16 protein-coding genes are annotated in these 17,422 nt (G+C 41.0%); 7 read left to right on the top strand and 9 right to left on the bottom strand.

The window, feature by feature from the left end; all coding sequences use genetic code 11:
• Nucleotide 1: 1 nt before the first annotated feature.
• From pabC to apbC, 3 genes are all read right to left on the bottom strand, one after another.
• Complete coding sequence (gene pabC / locus AB4140_RS06735) at nucleotides 2-817, bottom strand: aminodeoxychorismate lyase (RefSeq protein WP_102520018.1); 816 nt, start codon at nucleotides 815-817, stop codon at nucleotides 2-4.
• Between the two features lie 164 nt (nucleotides 818-981).
• Complete coding sequence (udk, locus tag AB4140_RS06740) at nucleotides 982-1,620, bottom strand: uridine kinase (RefSeq protein ID WP_372000306.1); 639 nt, start codon at nucleotides 1,618-1,620, stop codon at nucleotides 982-984.
• Nucleotides 1,621-1,631: 11 nt separating this feature from the next.
• On the bottom strand, nucleotides 1,632-2,747 hold the full coding sequence (gene apbC, locus AB4140_RS06745; protein WP_372000307.1) for an iron-sulfur cluster carrier protein ApbC: 1,116 nt from the start codon (nucleotides 2,745-2,747) through the stop codon (nucleotides 1,632-1,634).
• 155 nt (nucleotides 2,748-2,902) lie between these two features.
• Between apbC and metG the strand changes: the two genes are divergently transcribed.
• Nucleotides 2,903-4,951 (top strand): methionine--tRNA ligase, encoded by a 2,049-nt coding sequence (gene metG / locus AB4140_RS06750; RefSeq protein WP_372000309.1) that lies wholly within the window; start codon nucleotides 2,903-2,905, stop codon nucleotides 4,949-4,951.
• Nucleotides 4,952-5,031: 80 nt separating this feature from the next.
• Here the strand turns inward: metG and AB4140_RS06755 are convergent, their stop codons facing one another.
• On the bottom strand, nucleotides 5,032-6,972 hold the full coding sequence (locus AB4140_RS06755) for a monovalent cation:proton antiporter-2 (CPA2) family protein (protein ID WP_102437860.1): 1,941 nt from the start codon (nucleotides 6,970-6,972) through the stop codon (nucleotides 5,032-5,034).
• A gap of 46 nt (nucleotides 6,973-7,018) precedes the next feature.
• Entirely contained in the window at nucleotides 7,019-7,786 is a 768-nt protein-coding gene (locus tag AB4140_RS06760) for a Nif3-like dinuclear metal center hexameric protein (protein ID WP_303409898.1), read from the bottom strand.
• A gap of 196 nt (nucleotides 7,787-7,982) precedes the next feature.
• On the opposite strand from AB4140_RS06760, the gene AB4140_RS06765 reads away from it, so the two are divergent.
• Nucleotides 7,983-8,345: a hypothetical protein gene (locus tag AB4140_RS06765; RefSeq protein ID WP_102437862.1), complete on the top strand. Its 363-nt coding sequence runs from the start codon at nucleotides 7,983-7,985 to the stop codon at nucleotides 8,343-8,345.
• A gap of 69 nt (nucleotides 8,346-8,414) precedes the next feature.
• Here AB4140_RS06765 and AB4140_RS06770 read toward each other — a convergent pair whose 3' ends face one another.
• A complete protein-coding gene (locus tag AB4140_RS06770; RefSeq protein ID WP_102437864.1) occupies nucleotides 8,415-8,897 on the bottom strand; it encodes a glycine zipper 2TM domain-containing protein in 483 nt (160 codons plus the stop codon).
• Nucleotides 8,898-8,950: 53 nt separating this feature from the next.
• On the opposite strand from AB4140_RS06770, the gene aat reads away from it, so the two are divergent.
• The 3 genes from aat to infA all read left to right on the top strand — a co-directional run bounded on the left by aat (nucleotide 8,951) and on the right by infA (nucleotide 10,663).
• Complete coding sequence (gene aat, locus AB4140_RS06775) at nucleotides 8,951-9,658, top strand: leucyl/phenylalanyl-tRNA--protein transferase (RefSeq protein WP_102437907.1); 708 nt, start codon at nucleotides 8,951-8,953, stop codon at nucleotides 9,656-9,658.
• Entirely contained in the window at nucleotides 9,618-10,361 is a 744-nt protein-coding gene (locus AB4140_RS06780) for an arginyltransferase (protein ID WP_102437866.1), read from the top strand. Before aat ends, AB4140_RS06780 begins: the two co-directional genes overlap by 41 nt.
• A gap of 83 nt (nucleotides 10,362-10,444) precedes the next feature.
• Entirely contained in the window at nucleotides 10,445-10,663 is a 219-nt protein-coding gene (gene infA / locus AB4140_RS06785; protein ID WP_011496276.1) for a translation initiation factor IF-1, read from the top strand.
• Between the two features lie 181 nt (nucleotides 10,664-10,844).
• On the opposite strand, the gene clpA is transcribed toward infA, so the two are convergent.
• Nucleotides 10,845-13,103, bottom strand: coding sequence for an ATP-dependent Clp protease ATP-binding subunit ClpA (gene clpA, locus AB4140_RS06790; protein ID WP_102437868.1), 2,259 nt, complete (start codon nucleotides 13,101-13,103; stop codon nucleotides 10,845-10,847).
• 58 nt (nucleotides 13,104-13,161) lie between these two features.
• The gene (gene clpS, locus AB4140_RS06795; protein ID WP_102437870.1) at nucleotides 13,162-13,470 is read right to left on the bottom strand and encodes an ATP-dependent Clp protease adapter ClpS; all 309 of its coding nucleotides are present in this window, start codon (nucleotides 13,468-13,470) and stop codon (nucleotides 13,162-13,164) included.
• Nucleotides 13,471-13,663: 193 nt separating this feature from the next.
• Between clpS and cspD the strand changes: the two genes are divergently transcribed.
• Nucleotides 13,664-13,870 (top strand): cold shock domain-containing protein CspD, encoded by a 207-nt coding sequence (cspD, locus tag AB4140_RS06800; protein ID WP_055024439.1) that lies wholly within the window; start codon nucleotides 13,664-13,666, stop codon nucleotides 13,868-13,870.
• A gap of 359 nt (nucleotides 13,871-14,229) precedes the next feature.
• Here cspD and AB4140_RS06805 read toward each other — a convergent pair whose 3' ends face one another.
• The gene (locus AB4140_RS06805; RefSeq protein ID WP_372000314.1) at nucleotides 14,230-16,455 is read right to left on the bottom strand and encodes an NADP-dependent isocitrate dehydrogenase; all 2,226 of its coding nucleotides are present in this window, start codon (nucleotides 16,453-16,455) and stop codon (nucleotides 14,230-14,232) included.
• 282 nt (nucleotides 16,456-16,737) lie between these two features.
• Between AB4140_RS06805 and AB4140_RS06810 the strand changes: the two genes are divergently transcribed.
• On the top strand, nucleotides 16,738-17,391 hold the full coding sequence (locus AB4140_RS06810; protein ID WP_102477245.1) for an rRNA large subunit pseudouridine synthase E: 654 nt from the start codon (nucleotides 16,738-16,740) through the stop codon (nucleotides 17,389-17,391).
• Nucleotides 17,392-17,422 lie beyond the last annotated feature (31 nt).

A 17,422-nucleotide genomic window follows, 5' to 3' on the forward strand; every position in this document is an offset into this window, starting at 1 on the left:
ATTAGAGTGATAATTGTAACTGTTTAATTAAGTTATGGCTCATAGGCCAGCTGGAATATTGGTTATCATCAAGATGATTAATATTAACAACGCCCAACAGGCTGTTGCTGATAAAAACATGATCTGCTTGCTTAAGCCTGGATAAGCTGATTGGTTCAGCGTAAACGTTAATGTTGTTTTCTAATAACGCGATAATAACTTGTTGTCGCATCACCCCTGATACACCGCTGTGGCTGATTGCTGGGGTATAAACATTTTGGCCTTCTACAATAAAGACATTGGCCATTGATGATTCAACCACATTGCCATCGGTGTCAAGTACCAGCCAGTCATCGCAACCTTGTGGTAATAGGTTTTGCTTTATCAGCACTTGCTCAAGCCGATTAAGGTGTTTCATCCCAGCAAGTATTGGTTGGCGCGCTAAGCTAATCGCCGCTAAAGATAAACTGATCCCCTGCTGTTGCCATTGCTGATAGTGAGCGGGAATATCATGTAAGGAAATGACGCTTGTTTGCTCCACAATGTCTGGGGCACTGTAACCTCGACCACCTACACCGCGGCTAATGAGTATTTTGATACAGCCTTGGTTTAAAACCTGGCCGTGCTGCTCAAGCTGATTTATTAACTCAAGTTGATTTTGTAATGCAAAGCCCAAACGCAAACATGCTTGCTGCAATCGCTCAATATGTTCATCAATGAATAACACCTTACCCTGTAACACACGCATGGTGGCAAATGCACCATCACCGTAGGCTAAACCTCTATCCAGTGGGTTAATTTGCTGTTGTGGTAATCCATTAACAAATACTGATGCCATTCTCGTTCCTGAGTGTTATCTGACTGCCAGCTTGATATTAGCATGTCGATTCAAGCGGTTTTACACAAAAGAATGGCCCCATTTGTAGGAGCCTTTCTGTGTCATCATTTTATCTTAATACAATTTTAATCCGCAAAACACGGCTATATTAAGCGTGCTAATATCTAGCGTGCCAATAAATGCTGTATTCTTGCTTTAAGAATATCGGTTGCAATACGGTTTTTACCACCACGAGGCACGATAATGTCAGCATGTTGCTTAGATGGCTCAATAAATTGTAAAAACATCGGCCTAACGGTCGCTTTATACTGAGAAATCACAGATTCCATGGTACGCCCGCGCTCAGCAACATCACGTGATAGACGACGTAAAAAACAGATATCTAACGGCGTATCCATAAATACACTGGCATCCATTAATTCACGCAGTTTAGGATCCGTTAATAATAAGATACCTTCTAAGATAATCACCTTTTTAGGTTTCATATCGAGTGTCTTGGTAATACGTGTATGTTCCTTATAGCTGTAGCAAGGAATATCAACAGACTCGCCTCTTTTTAGCTGTTTTAAATGCTCAGCTAACAATTGATGATCTAACGCTTTAGGATGGTCATAGTTGGTTTTAAGACGCTCATCCATTGATAGATGACTTTGGTCGCGATAATAGGCATCTTCATTGATTACGCCAATTTGATCGGTACCTAAATCACGCTTTAATTCTTCAAAAATAGTTTGAGAAATTAAACTTTTACCTGATGCTGAAGCACCTGCAATACCGATAATGACACATTGCGGAGAATTCATTATTTAAAACCTTACTCGTCGTCTGAAATACTAATTGAAACTGTCTTTTTACTTTGTTGCTTGGCTAGTTGAGCCCCAACTTTACGGGCGATCTCACGATAAATCCCAGCAACTTCTGAATCAGGCTGACTCACAACTGCAGGGTTACCTTCATCCATTGATTCACGAATATTTATATTAAGCGGTAAAGCGCCTAATAATGGTACTTCATAACGTTCAGCTATTTTACTGCCACCATGCGTACCAAATGGATGTTCTTTATGGCCACATTCAGGACATAAATGGAAACTCATGTTCTCGATAATACCCAGCACTGGAATATCGACCTTTTGGAACATGGTAATGCCTTTTTTAGCATCTTCTAACGCGATATCTTGCGGTGTCGTCACCACGACAGTGCCACTTACTGGGAATTTTTGTGAAAGCGTGAGTTGAATGTCACCGGTTCCAGGTGGTAAATCAATCACTAAGTAATCAAGTTCTGGCCACTGAGTTTCAGTTAATAACTGAGTTAATGCACCCGCCGCCATTGGCCCACGCCACACAGCAGCTTCACCATCACCTAACATAAAGCCGATTGATTGGGCAGTAATGCCATGAGCACTGGCTGCGGTCATCATTTTCCCGTCAGGTGAAGTCGGTTTAAAACCTTGTAAACCCAGCATCATAGGAATTGACGGACCGTAAATGTCAGCATCTAAGATGCCCACTTCAGCACCTTCTGCTTTTAAAGCTAATGCAAGGTTAACTGCCGTGGTTGATTTACCCACGCCGCCTTTACCTGAAGCCACAGCAATGACTTGCTTAATATTTGGCAATGGCGCTACAGAGCTAACCGCAGAAAATACTCTTGGCTGAAAATCAATTTCGCACTCTACTTCATCAATAGCATCAAGTACGGCTAATTTTTTAGTCACATCCATGACAGTATCACGATATTGCGTCATACATGGGTATGGATAAACTAACCCAAGTGATAAACGTTTGCCTTCAATTGAAAGCTTAGTGACACAACCTGCAGATACAAGCCCTTCGGCTAAATATGGATCTTGATATGCATCTAAAATACTCAACACGGGACCTAATAGGTCAGCACTTAATTGATAATCTGTATGCGAAGTAGACAAAAGCAGAACTCCCAGCGATAAATTTGTTCAAGTGTACCAGAATTCAAGAAAAATGAGCGCAAATTTAGCCCATTTTGTTGTTGTTTGATGAAATAATCACTTTGATCGGTTAGTATCATCAACATATATTTGGTGTAATCGATTGTTGAGACAAAATGACAAATTCACAACGTAAAATTCTGGTGACAAGTGCCCTCCCATATGCAAATGGTCCTATCCATTTAGGTCATATGCTTGAGTATATTCAAACTGATATTTGGTCTCGTTACCAAAAACTTCGTGGACATGAATGTCACTATATTTGTGCAGATGATGCCCATGGCACCCCAATCATGCTGAAAGCCCAACAACTGGGTATTACACCAGAAGAAATGATTGCTCAAGTTCAAAAAGAACATGAACAAGATTTCGCTGATTTCAATATCAACTTTGATAACTTCCATAGTACGCACTGTAAAGAAAACCGTGAGCTTGCCAGCGATATTTATCTGAAGTTGCGTGATGGTGGTTACATTAAAACCAAAACCATTTCTCAATTATTCGATCCTGAAAAAGAAATGTTTTTACCAGACCGCTTTGTCAAAGGCACTTGCCCGAAATGTAAGAGTGAAGATCAATATGGTGATAACTGCGATAACTGTGGTGCGACTTATAGCACCACAGATTTAATCAATCCTTACTCGGTCGTGTCAGGTGCTACGCCAGTAATGAAGGACAGTGAACATTTCTTCTTTGACTTACCTGCATTTGAAACCATGTTAAGTGAATGGCTTGCATCAGGTTCACTACAACCTGAAATCGCCAACAAGCTAAGAGAATGGTTCGAACAAGGTCTGCAGCAATGGGATATTTCCCGTGATGCGCCTTATTTTGGTTTTGAAATACCAGAGCAACCAGGTAAATTTTTCTACGTATGGTTAGACGCACCTATCGGTTACATGGGCTCGTTTAAAAACTTATGTGATAAACGTGGTGACCTTGATTTTGACGAATTTTGGAAAAAAGACTCTACAACAGAGCTTTATCACTTCATTGGTAAAGATATTGTCAACTTCCACGGTTTATTTTGGCCTGCAGTGCTAGATGGCGCGGGTATTCGTAAACCTACTGCTGTTTATGCACATGGTTATGTTACGGTAAATGGTGCCAAAATGTCTAAGTCAAAAGGCACGTTTATTAAAGCGCGTACTTATTTAGATAATTTAGATCCTGAGTATCTTCGCTATTACTACGCGGCGAAATTAAACAGCCGTGTTGATGACTTAGATTTAAATCTAGAAGACTTCGCACAGCGAGTGAACTCTGATCTAGTTGGTAAATTAGTGAACTTAGCCTCACGTACCGCTGGTTTTATCAGTAAACGTTTTGACGGCAAGTTAGCTAAAATCAACGATATGACTTTGACTGAGGCCTTTTTAGCTAAACAGGATATCATTGCTGATTTATATGAGACTCGTGAGTTTGGTAAAGCGATGCGTGAAATTATGGCTTTAGCTGACATGGCAAATGCCTATGTTGCTGATGCCGCGCCTTGGCAGTTAATCAAACAAGAAGACAAGCAAGATGAAGCCCATCAAGTGTGTAGCAATGCACTTAACTTGTTCCGCATCTTAGTCACTTACCTTAAACCGGTACTACCTAAGCTAGCTGACAATGTTGAAGCTTTCTTACAGACGCCATTAACATGGGATAATTTAGCTGTAGATCTAGCTGGCCATGAAATTGCTAAGTTTAAAGCATTAATGCAGCGCATTGAAATGAAAAGCATTGAAGCTATCATTGAGGCATCAACTGAAAACTTACAAGTAACTGCAAGTAAAGTGACTGATGCTGCGCCGGAAGCTACTCAAACTGAGCTTGAGAAAGAGCCCCTAAGCCCTGAAATTACTTTTGATGATTTTGCCAAAGTTGATTTGCGTATCGCGCTTATTTCAAAAGCTGAGCATATTGAAAAAGCCAATAAACTACTTCGTTTAGAGTTAGATTTAGGCGGCGAAACCAAGCAGGTTTTTGCAGGCATTAAATCTGCTTACGCACCAGAAGATTTGATTGGCAAACACACTGTGATGGTTGCCAACCTTGCACCACGTAAAATGAAGTTCGGTGAATCTGAAGGTATGGTATTAGCCGCCGGCCCTGGTGGAAAAGACATCTGGATTTTAGAGCCTCATGCAGGCGCGAAACCTGGCATGCGAGTCATGTAATTAGCAACAAAGCTTGAATAGTAAGGCCATCGAAAGATGGCCTTTTTTATGGCACTAGCACTCAGATTTTAGGCTGAGATTTATACTGGACTTTGAGATGGTTTTTGACTTGGATTTTGACAATCATCAGAGCTATCACAAGGCGCCTCTTTGGCAAAGTTACGGCTATTATAAGCCTCAGTATCTGCTTCAATGGCTTGCTTCATTCGCTCTTCGTAAAGCATAAACAGACTGATGAAATCATTGCCATAGCGTTCACCTTCAGGTCGCTTCAACCATTCTTTATATAAGGCATCTGCCGCTTCTTTTTCAACTCTTTGATATGTTAGCTTTTGCTGACTGACTAACTCATCAGAAAATCCCATTGCCCGCATCGACGCCGCACCAACTTTCAGGGCGGAGTGGAAGGTTTCTGACTCGACAAAATCTGCGCCAGCTTCTCGCAATAAGTGCCCATGACCACGGTCAAAAGCACGGCTGATGACTTTAAGCTGTGGGTATTTATGTTTAAGGTACTTAACCAACTCAATACTACTTTGCTGATCATCAATGGCAATGACAAAGGCGGCAGCGTTGGCAACACCTGCTGTTTCTAATAAATCAGGCCTGGTGGCATCACCATAAAAGGCTTTGGTTTTGATTTTTCTCAATGTATCCACTTGGGATGCCTGACGGTCTAGTACAACCGTTTTCACCCCGTTAGATAACAGTAATCGATTGACTATTTGACCAAAACGACCGATACCGGCAATGATCACCACACCTTGCTCATCAACCGTATCTTGTTCCCGCTCGTTTGAGTTCTTTTCATATTTGGGCACAATAAACTTTTCATAGAAGATGAATAAGCCTGGAGTCAAAAACATCGACAAGGCAACCACAATAGATAATGGCTGGGCGATATGAATGGGTAATACATCATTTTGTTGGCTAAAGCTCAATAACACAAAACCGAATTCACCCGCTTGAGCGAGACTTAGGGTAAACAGCCACCTATCACTACCTGTAATTCGGAATATAAAAGACAATATAAATAACACCAATGCCTTTAAAAACATCACCCCAAAAGTAATGGCTAAAATGGCTCCTAGATATTGCCATAAGATGTCAAAATCAATCCCCGCCCCCACGGTAATGAAAAATAGCCCCAGTAATAAACCTTTAAACGGCGCAATATTCGCCTCAAGTTCATGCTTAAACTCACTATTAGCCAGTACCACACCTGCTAAAAATGTGCCTAAAGCAGGTGAAACCTCAACCAAACTCATTAATGCCGCAATGCCAATAACTAACAATAATGCCGCAGCAGTTGAAATCTCTCTGACACCAGAATCTGCAACAAATTTAAAAATGGGTCGAGTTAAATAATGGCCGCCAAAAATAACAAAAGCGATTGAGAGCACTAAAACGATGGCATACACACCACTGGAGAGTTCAGCCACCAAGGATAACTCTTCATGATGGGCTGCTGCCTCAGACACCGCTGTTTGTGTCACTGCGACTAATTCAGGTAACGCTAGCAATGGGATTAACGCCAACATGGGGATCACGGCAATATCTTGAAACAGAAGCACTGAGAATGCATTTCGACCGGCAGGCGTTTTAATTAAGCCTTTTTCATTAAAGGTCTGCAATACAATTGCTGTTGAAGACAATGAAAAAATCAAACCTATGGTTAATGCGATTGACCATTGAATATCAAATAACATCGCAATGGCCATCACACCGCCCACTGACAAGCCAACTTGTAACCCGCCCATGCCAATAAGACGATGCCGCATGGACCACAGCATTTTAGGCTCTAACTCTAAGCCCACCAGAAATAACATCATCACTACACCAAATTCAGCAAAATGCTGAATGGTGCTGGTTTCACTGCCAACAAGGCCGATGATGGGACCAATGACCAGTCCGGCAATTAAATAGCCAAGCACTGAGCCAAGCCCTAAACGCTGAGCCAATGGTACGGCGATAACTGCAGCTGATAAATATATAAACGCTTGTAAAAAATACTCAGTCATCCATTTATTCCTTATCTGTAGTTATTTTGCGCTCAGGTGACAAACATTACACAGGGTTCACAATATCAATATAGTGATGGGTTAAACCAAATTCATTGGCTAAATGTTCACCTAAAGCTTTTATACCAAATTGCTCTGTAGCATGATGACCTGCGGCAAAGTAATGGATCCCTTGCTCCATAGCGCAATGAAAGGTCCTTTCTGACACTTCACCACTGATAAAGGCGTCAACGTACAAGCCTGCAGCATGATCAATATAATCCTGCGCCCCGCCAGTACACCAAGCAATAGATGAAATAACCTCAGTCTCGTCACCAATGTGTAATGGCACTCGATTAAGCTTCTCTGTTAATAATGCATTAACTTGTGCAACAGTTAATGGCTGAGGAAATTTCCCCTGCCATAGTAAATTTTGCGGTATATCGGTACACACCTCAACATCGACAATACCTAATTCTTTAGCTAATTCAGCATTATTACCCAGTGTTTGATGTGCATCTAAAGGTAAATGATAGCCGAATAAATTCATATCGTGGGTCATTAGTGATTTTATTCTTTGGTATTTCATACCAGTAAGCACTTCGGGTTCATTTTTCCAAAAAAAACCATGGTGCACTAAAATCGCGTCTGCATTTAATGCTGCAGCTTGATCGATTAATGCTTGGCAAGCGGTAACGCCAGTCACAATCGTGCTGATGTGTTCAGTGCCCTGCACTTGCAGCCCATTGGGAGCGTAATCTTTAAACTGATTCACATTCAGAAAATCATTGAGATATTTAGACAATTGTTGGCGAGATACAGACGTTAATGACATAAAACTAACCCTAAATTTATTGATAGTAATAGTGTAACGCAGACCAATACTTATTGAAAAACCCTTGTTAAGATTGGCTAATAGCTGAGCGATTTTTGCATAAATTGGACTTTTAAGTACATTAAACATTAAAATTAGCCCACGGGATGTTGAACACATTAAATAAACTATTCAATAAATAAAAATAGGTCTCAAAATGTCAAACTTGACAAAAGAAGCGCTTATCGCTGAATTAACCGCGGCTCTTGAAAATCAAACTGGTAAATCTGTTGAAATTGAACAGAAAGGCAGTTGGTACAAAATTGATGGCGGCAAGTCGATACGCTTTAGCGAACTTGAGAAAATGCACCTTGAAGCCACACAAGGTCAAACCGCTGTTGCGCCTGTAGCAGATAAGCCGGTTAAAGCAGTTGTCGCAAAAAAAGCAGTTGCTAAAAAGCCTGCTGTTAAAGTTGCAAGTACACCAGCAACGTCAACTTCTGGTGGTAAAACGCCAAAAGAATTATGGCGTGAAAAACTAGCTGCGGCAGGTAAAAGTACCTTACCTCGCGGTTTCTAGTTTCAGGTGCGTTTACACAATAAAAAAGGAGCTTAGGCTCCTTTTTTATTGTGTAAATTACATCCAGACTTACATGGCTAAATCAACTCTGACATAGCCTTTTAGATAAACCACCCTCACTTCGTCACCTGCGTTAAATGCCATGCCAGGATCTTGATCTTGAATCACCATCACTTGGCTACCATCATCAAGGTTTATCATCATTTCAATGAGTTTATATTCTAATGTTCTGGTCGTGTTTCCATACTGATTTGCAGCAGCGCCGCCCACTAACGCACCAAGCACAGTTGCAACATCTTGGCCTGAGCCACCACCAAATTGATGGCCAATAACGCCGCCCACCAAGGCGCCGCCAAATGTTTTCCAGCCAACATTTCGATCTTCCACCAACTGGGTTTGAGTGACATGTTTAATTGATTCAACTTGGCCGTAGACAACCTTTTCTACTGGGACAGCTTGATTTCGGTCGTAGGCCGCACTTGCTGGCACTGAGATTAAGATAAACAAAATCGCACTAAAAAGTGCTCGAGAACAGTTTGTGAGTTTCAACATAGGCAAAATTCCGCTAACGTATGCATAAGGTCTACTCATTAATATACTCAATTGTGAACTCACTGTCCTATTTAAATAAACTGCCTTTGTTTCCTGATCCACAACAAGCATTGTCAGATCCCAATGGTTTACTAGCTGTTGGTGGTGATTTAAGCCCGCAACGCCTTGTGGAAGCCTACTATCAAGGCATATTCCCTTGGTTTAATGAACACGACCCCATCCTTTGGTGGTCACCAGATCCTAGAGCCATTTTTATCCCCAAGCGACATGCAGTAAATAAAAGTATGTTAAAGCTGCTCAAAAAAAGTCCATGGCGCTTTAGTATTAATAAAGCCTTCACTGAGGTTATCCATGCTTGCTCACAACCTAGGCTCACACAGCAAGGCACTTGGATTTCATCTGACATCCAGCAGGCCTATATACAGCTGCATAAACTGGGAAAAGCACATTCAATTGAAGTGTGGGATAATGATGAGCTAGTTGGCGGCTTATACGGCATTGCAGTGGGAAGCGTGTTTTGTGGCGAGTCAATGTTTCATCGTCAATCTAATGCCTCAAAAGCGGCCTTTGCTATGCTCAACCAGCATTTATTCGACAAGGGTTTTAAACTCATTGATGCACAAATTATGAACCCTCACCTAGCCAATTTAGGCGCCGTAGACGTTCCCAGAAAAGCATTTTTAGCTCAACTAAAACAATTACGAAATCAAGTTATTAACGATGATACTTGGTTACAACAAGAGGTCTATTTTGAGTTCTAGAAGCATTAGCGTTGGCCTAACCCAGCCGTTTGATTGTAATTATATTGACGGTTTACAAGAGCAATTACTTGTTATTCAAGAGTCTGAACTTGACGCAAACTTATTCGAACAATTGTTAGGAATGGGTTTTAGACGTAATGGCAGTTCAATTTACAAACCCAGATGTCCTAGCTGTCAGGCTTGTCAGTCCATTCGAGTGGATGTTGGCCAGTTTAAGGTATCCAAAAGACAAAAAAGAACCTTAAAGAATAATCAAGATTTAACCTGGAAAGTTACGCACGAGCGTACGGCGGCACATTATCAATTATATGAACAATATATTATTGGTCGCCATTTTGATGGTCCTATGTATCCTCCCTCTGAGAGCCAGTTTAACGACTTTCTTGCTTGCCAGTGGCTACCTGATACCTTCATTGAAGTTTATGATCAACAAAAGCTCATTGGCGTTGCTGTAACCGATATGATGACGCATTCAATGTCGGCAATTTACAGTTATTTTGACCCCGAATATGCAAAACGTTCCTTAGGGTCATATATGATTTTATTGCAATGCCAGCTCGCGCAGCAAAAACATAAGCAATTTCTTTATTTAGGCTACCAAATTGATGAAAATCGTAAAATGAATTACAAGCGTTTATATCGTCCTTATCAAATCTTAACAGCTCAAGGATGGCAACATATTGAAAAAGAACCTATGCTTTAGTGTTTCAAGCCTTTACAGCTCGCGCTTTTTACGGCATGATACGGCGAATTTTTTATATTTGAAGGCATAAAGGTAACCAATTAATGGCGAAAGAAGACAACATTGAAATGCAGGGCACTATCCTTGAGACCTTGCCAAATACAATGTTCCGCGTAGAACTTGAAAATGGTCATGTAGTGATAGCACACATTTCTGGCAAGATGCGCAAAAACTACATCCGTATTTTAACGGGTGATAAAGTCACTGTTCAGTTGACTCCTTACGATTTAAGTAAAGGTCGTATCGTCTTCCGCGCACGTTAATCCTGCCTCATATATTAAAAACCCGGCTTTAATGTCGGGTTTTTTATTTGCTAGCTATCCTGGCAAATACTAAGAATTAGCAGTAATTTTTAGTAATAGTAATTAGGCGATTAACGTCAAGAAAAAATGGCTATCTGAAAACAGATAGCCATTTTTATTTGAGCCAAATAATTAACAAGGTTTAAGAGACTTTCTCTTCACATTCGCAACTGATCACCAGCTCATTATCTTTGACATCAACTTTTGCTATTCCACCAGCTTCAAGCTTGCCAAATAAGATTTCATCAGCCAATGGTCGTTTGATTAACTCAGTAACAACACGGCTCATCGGGCGAGCGCCCATATTTTTATCGTAACCCTTTTCAGCTAATAAAGTGCGCGCTTCATCAGTGACCTCGAGGGTGACACGCTTCTCATCTAACTGCGCTTGCAGCTCAATAAGGAACTTATCGACAACCTTAGCAATAATGGTCATATCAAGATGATTAAACCAAATAATCGAATCTAAACGATTTCGAAACTCTGGTGAAAACACTTTATTAATTTCTGACATCGCATTAAGGCTGTTGTCTTGTTGCTTAAAGCCTATTGAAGTACGGATAGACTCTTGAACGCCAGCATTGGTGGTCATCACCAAGGTCACATTTCTAAAGTCTGCTTTGCGACCGTTATTATCGGTTAAGGTACCGTGATCCATGACTTGCAACAGCAAATTATAAATGTCAGGGTGAGCTTTTTCGATTTCATCTAGCAGCACCACACAATGCGGGTTTTTAATTACGGCATCAGTAAGTAAACCGCCTTGCTCGTAACCGACATAACCGGGTGGTGAACCAATTAAACGTGAAACCGTATGTCTTTCGGTATACTCAGACATATCAAAACGGATAAGCTTCATGTTTAAACATGATGCCAACTGATTAGTCACCTCGGTTTTACCCACCCCAGTAGGGCCGGCAAATAAGAAACTGCCCACAGGCTTTTTCTCTGCACCTAAGCCGCTTCGAGATAAACGTATGGCAGAGCTAAGGCCCTCAATGGCTTTGTCCTGCCCGAATACCAACATCTTAAGGTTACGTTCAAGGTTCTTAAGTAAATCTTTGTCAGTAGACGATACGGACTTCTCAGGAATACGTGCTATTTTGGCAATAATGGCTTCAATTTCTGGCTGACCGATGGTTTTTTTACGTTTGCTAGCTGGCAGCATCACCATTCTAGCGCCCGCCTCATCAATCACATCAATGGCCTTGTCAGGCAAGTGACGGTCATTAATGTGCTTAGCTGACAAGCTGGCCGCAGAACTGATTGCAGCCTGAGTGTAACGAACCCCATGATGTTCTTCATACTTTGATTTAAGTCCCAGTAAAATCTTAGTGGTTTCAGCAACCGAAGGTTCGTTAATATCAATTTTTTGGAAACGACGGGCTAAAGCCCTGTCTTTCTCAAAAATACTTTGGTATTCCTGGAATGTGGTTGAGCCCATACATCGAAGTGAGCCGTTGGATAACAAAGGTTTTAACAGATTTGAGGCATCCATTACCCCACCTGAAGCGGCACCTGCACCAATGATGGTATGAATTTCATCAATAAATAAAATCGCATGTTCATTTTTGGCCAGCTCTTTTAATAGCCCTTTAAAGCGTTTTTCAAAATCACCACGGTATTTAGTGCCAGCGAGTAATGAGCCTAAATCTAACGAATACACAGTAGCATCTTTGATAACATCAGGTACTTGCTCATTAACGATACGGTAGGCTAAACCTTCAGCAATGGCTGTTTTACCCACACCAGCCTCACCGACCAATAATGGGTTATTTTTACGACGACGACATAAGGTTTGAATCGCTCGTTCAACTTCATCATCACGGCCAATGAGTGGGTCTATGACCCCATCTTTAGATAATTGATTTAAGTCTGTAGCAAATTGAGCCAATAAACTTCTATCTTCACCGGCTTCAGTGCCTTCTTCGCTGGCTTCTGGGTTATTTATCTCTTCGTCACTATCGTCTTTTGGTAAACCGTGGGAGATATAGTTAACCACATCTAAACGCGTTATTTCGCAGCGACGCAGTAAATATACAGCCTGAGACTCTTGCTCACTAAAAATAGCAACTAAGACATTGGCACCTGTGACTTCATTACGACCTGATGACTGCACATGAAATACTGCACGCTGAAGCACACGTTGAAAGCCTAAGGTAGGCTGAGTTTCACGTTCTTCTGTGGTGTCAGCGATTAATGGGGTTGTTTGTTGGATGAAGTTAGATACTTCCTCGTGTAAACGAGACAGATCTGCACCACAGGCTAATAGTGCTTCTTTAGCCGATGGGTTATTAATTAATGCTAATAATAAATGTTCTACTGTCATATATTCATGACGTGAATCTCGAGCTTGTTGAAAAGCGAGATTCAAGGTGACTTCAAGATCTTTGTTTAGCATAGCACCCCCTAAAAATACTCAAATACTGCAGAGTTACCGGTTGTGAACAGCAAGTTCACTATGCGGCTTCTAATGTACACAGCAACGGATGTTCGTTTTCTCTGGCAAATTGATTTACTTGTAAGACTTTGGTTTCAGCGATCCCAAATGAAAAAACACCACATATTCCTTTACCTTGGTGATGGATAGCCAACATGATGTCTGTGGCTTGCTGTTCATCCTTGTTAAAAAAGCGTTGAAGCACTTCAATAACAAAATCCATCGGTGTGTAATCATCGTTATTTAACACGACCTTATACATTGAAGGTGGTTGTAGCTCCGATTCAACACGCTCTTTAGTGTGCTCTACGCTGCCTAATCTACCCATGTGTTAATACTAGCCTCTAGTTTGGTACAAGACCAATTGATATTATTAAATTAATTAAATGTTGTCATTTTGTTAATTTTTACTTGACATCTTTTCGTACAAATTTCATTCTGTTTGCAGGCGGCACATGTAGACCGCTCTTAATAAGTTTTACTATCTTACTGGTAAGTAGGCAACAGAAGGAAGTGGAAGTATGGCAAGCGGAACTGTTAAATGGTTCAACAACGCCAAAGGATTCGGGTTTATATGCCCAGATCAGGGTGGCGAAGATGTTTTTGCACATTATTCAACTATTGAAATGGAAGGCTACAGAACGCTAAAAGCGGGTCAGCCTGTCGATTTCGAAACTGAGCAGGGCCCAAAGGGCATGCATGCTTCAGCCATTTCACCAACAAAATAGTCGGTGAAACTATAAATCAAAAAGGCAGAGATTTTAATCTCTGCCTTTTTTATTGGGCAAATAAAAAGTAAATATTAAACTGTTTGCCTAAAAAAACACCTAATCGTAAATAAAACTGAGGTTCAATTCATCTTAACTTAAGCAACTTCAACCTCCGGCGTTAACAAATTTGCTGACAGAGGCTAAATCTCACTGAGCCTAGTTTCAGTATTCAAGCCTTGAAAGCTTATCCCATTAACTGAGTGCGATTAAAATCAGTCGAACTGGCTATGGCGGCAAACAGGCACAAAAAAGCAGAGAGCAAGCCCTCTGCTTTACGGCATCAATTTTATGCCTTCAATTTAGCCACAAAAAAACGCTTAATGTGTAATAAATTGATTTAGTAATGCACTTGGACGCATGGCAGCTTCAGCTTTTGCTGCGTCTAAACGGTAGTAACCACCTAAATCAACAGCAGGGCCTTGTGATGCATTCAATTCCGCCACAATTGCCGCTTCGTTAGATGTTAGCGACTCAGCAAGTTCAGTAAACTGCGCAGCTAATTCCGTATCAACAGTTTGCACTGAGACAGCTTGAGCCCAATACATGGCTAAATAAAAGTGACTACCACGGTTATCAAGCTCACCAACACGACGTGAAGGTGATTTATTGCTATCAAGGAATTGGCCGATAGCAATATCTAACGTATCCGCTAGCACCTGTGCTTTAGGGTTATTTGCTGTTTGGCTTAAATGCTCTAAAGAAGCCGCTAATGCCAAAAATTCACCCAGTGAATCCCAGCGTAAATGGCCTTCTTTCTCAACTTGTTGAACATGCTTAGGTGCACTACCACCCGCGCCTGTTTCAAATAAGCCACCGCCATTCATTAACGGCACAATTGATAGCATTTTAGCACTAGTGCCTAATTCAAGAATTGGGAATAGATCAGTCAGGTAATCACGCAGTACGTTACCCGTTACAGAAATAGTATCTAAACCTTGTTTAACGCGAGCGAGTGTCACTCGAGTTGCTTCTACTGGTGCAAGAATTTGTATATCCAAGCCGTCAGTATCATGATCTTGAAGATAAGCTTCAACTTTAGTGATTAATTGAGCGTCATGAGCACGCTTACTGTCTAACCAGAAAATTGCAGGCGTGGCACTTAAACGTGAACGTCGAACTGCTAACTTAACCCAATCGCGGATTGGTGCATCTTTTACCTGGCACATTCTGAAAATGTCACCAACTTCAACATTATGCGTCATCAACACCTTGCCAGCACGGTTAACAACGTTAACAACACCTGCTTGTGCAATTTCAAATGTTTTATCATGACTACCGTATTCTTCGGCTTTTTGAGCCATCAAACCGACGTTTGGCACACTGCCCATTGTGGTTGGGTTAAATGCGCCATTGGTTTTACAAAATGCAATTGTTTCTTGATACACACCGGCATAACAACGATCAGGGATCATTGCTTTGGTGTCTTTAAGTTGGCCATCTGGGCCCCACATTTTACCTGAAGAACGAATAGCTGCAGGCATAGATGCATCAATAATAATATCACTTGGTACGTGTAAGTTAGTGATGCCTTTATCTGAATCAACCATCGCCAATGCTGGACGTTTAGCATAAACCGCAGCAATATCAGCCTCGATTTCTGCGCGCTGGGCTTCTGGTAATGTGGCAATTTTTGCGTATACATCACCAAAACCATTGTTAACATCAACGCCTAATTCATCAAACTGCACTTGGTGCTTGTCAAAAACCTCTTTAAAGAAAACTTTTACAGCGTGACCAAATAAAATCGGGTCTGATACTTTCATCATTGTTGCTTTAAGGTGCAATGACAATAGTACATCTTCAGATTTAGCCGCTTCGATTTCTCGCTCGTAAAAGGCAACTAAAGCTTTGTTGCTCATTACTGCGGTATCAATTACTTCACCGGCTAATAAAGATAAGCCCGTTTTCAAAGCTACTTTTTGGCCATCTGCTTGGGTTAGCACGATATCTACAGTATCAGCATCAGTCAGGGTGACTGATTGCTCACTACCGTAAAAATCACCTTCATTCATATGCGCAACGTGTGATGCTGAATCACTTGCCCATTTACCCATTGAATGCGGGTTTTTCTTAGCGTAATTTTTTACCGATGTTGGCGCGCGGCGATCAGAGTTACCTTCACGCAATACCGGGTTTACTGCACTGCCTTTAATCTTGTCATAACGTGACTGAGATTCACGCTCTGCATCAGTCGATGGCTCATCTGGGTAGTTTGGTATATCGTAACCTTTCGCTTGAAGTTCAGCGATACAGGCTTTTAACTGTGGAATTGACGCACTGATGTTAGGTAACTTGATAATATTAGCTTCAGGCGTATTTGCCATTAGGCCTAACTCAGTGAGTGCATCAGCAATTTTTTGCTCTGCAGTTAACTTTTCAGGAAAGTTAGCAATAATACGGCCAGATAAAGATATATCTCTAGTCTCGACTTTTACACCTGCAGCATTGGTAAATGTGCGGATGATAGGGAGTAATGACAGCGTAGCTAATGCGGGGGCTTCATCAGTTTCAGTATAAATGATCGTTGGAGAATTATCTTTCATGCTTTTTCCTACATTATTGAAATAAATAGTTTTTATAAATTATTATTGTAATAAGTATCTACCTAAAAAGACCTTTAATCTATTGTTAAAGTGTAATTTTGCGGCACAAATCCATATGAAATTTGAAAAATAAATAGTGGCTGCTTGTTTTTTAAAAACGGGTACAGATCACATTTTTAGGCCAACATCATAGACCATTATGTGCAAGATTCAAATTCCACTAAGGCCCAATGCCGAGTAAACTATACAAAATGAATCAATTTCATCATTAAAGGCTTTTATATGTCAGTCAATGGCAAACCAAAACGTTTCAGTAATAAATTTGCATCCCCAACATCAACTCGCCCAATGAAAAAAGGCTTTAAACGCCCAGTAGCTAAGCCAGTATCCGATCCCGTAATTGTGTTGTTTAACAAACCTTTTGATGTTTTATGTCAATTTACCGATGAATCTGGTCGCCAAACCTTAAAAGATTTTATTCCAGTAAAAGACGTTTATGCTGCAGGACGTTTAGATAGAGACAGTGAAGGCTTATTGCTACTCACTAATGACGGTAAACTGCAGGCGAAATTGACCCAGCCGAAAAAGAAAACCTTTAAGACTTATTGGGCTCAAGTTGAAGGTGAGCCAGATGCAGCGTCAATAAAAGCACTCTGCCAAGGGGTTGAACTAAAAGATGGCATGACCTTGCCAGCAAAAGCAAAAGTAATCGATGAACCTGCGGTTTGGGAGCGAACCCCGCCAGTGCGTGAGCGAAAGTCTATTCCAACAACCTGGTTAGAAATTCAAATTTGTGAAGGCAGAAACCGACAAGTGAGACGCATGACCGCGCATATCGGCCACCCTACTTTAAGATTAATTCGCTATAAAATAGGTCAATGGAGTTTAGATGACATTAATTGTGGTGAATATAAAGTCCACAAACAAGAAAGTTAATCTGTCACACAAGATTTTTAGGCAATAGGAT

Source organism: Shewanella sp. 10N.286.51.B2, assembly GCF_041469265.1.
Taxonomy (GTDB): domain Bacteria; phylum Pseudomonadota; class Gammaproteobacteria; order Enterobacterales; family Shewanellaceae; genus Shewanella.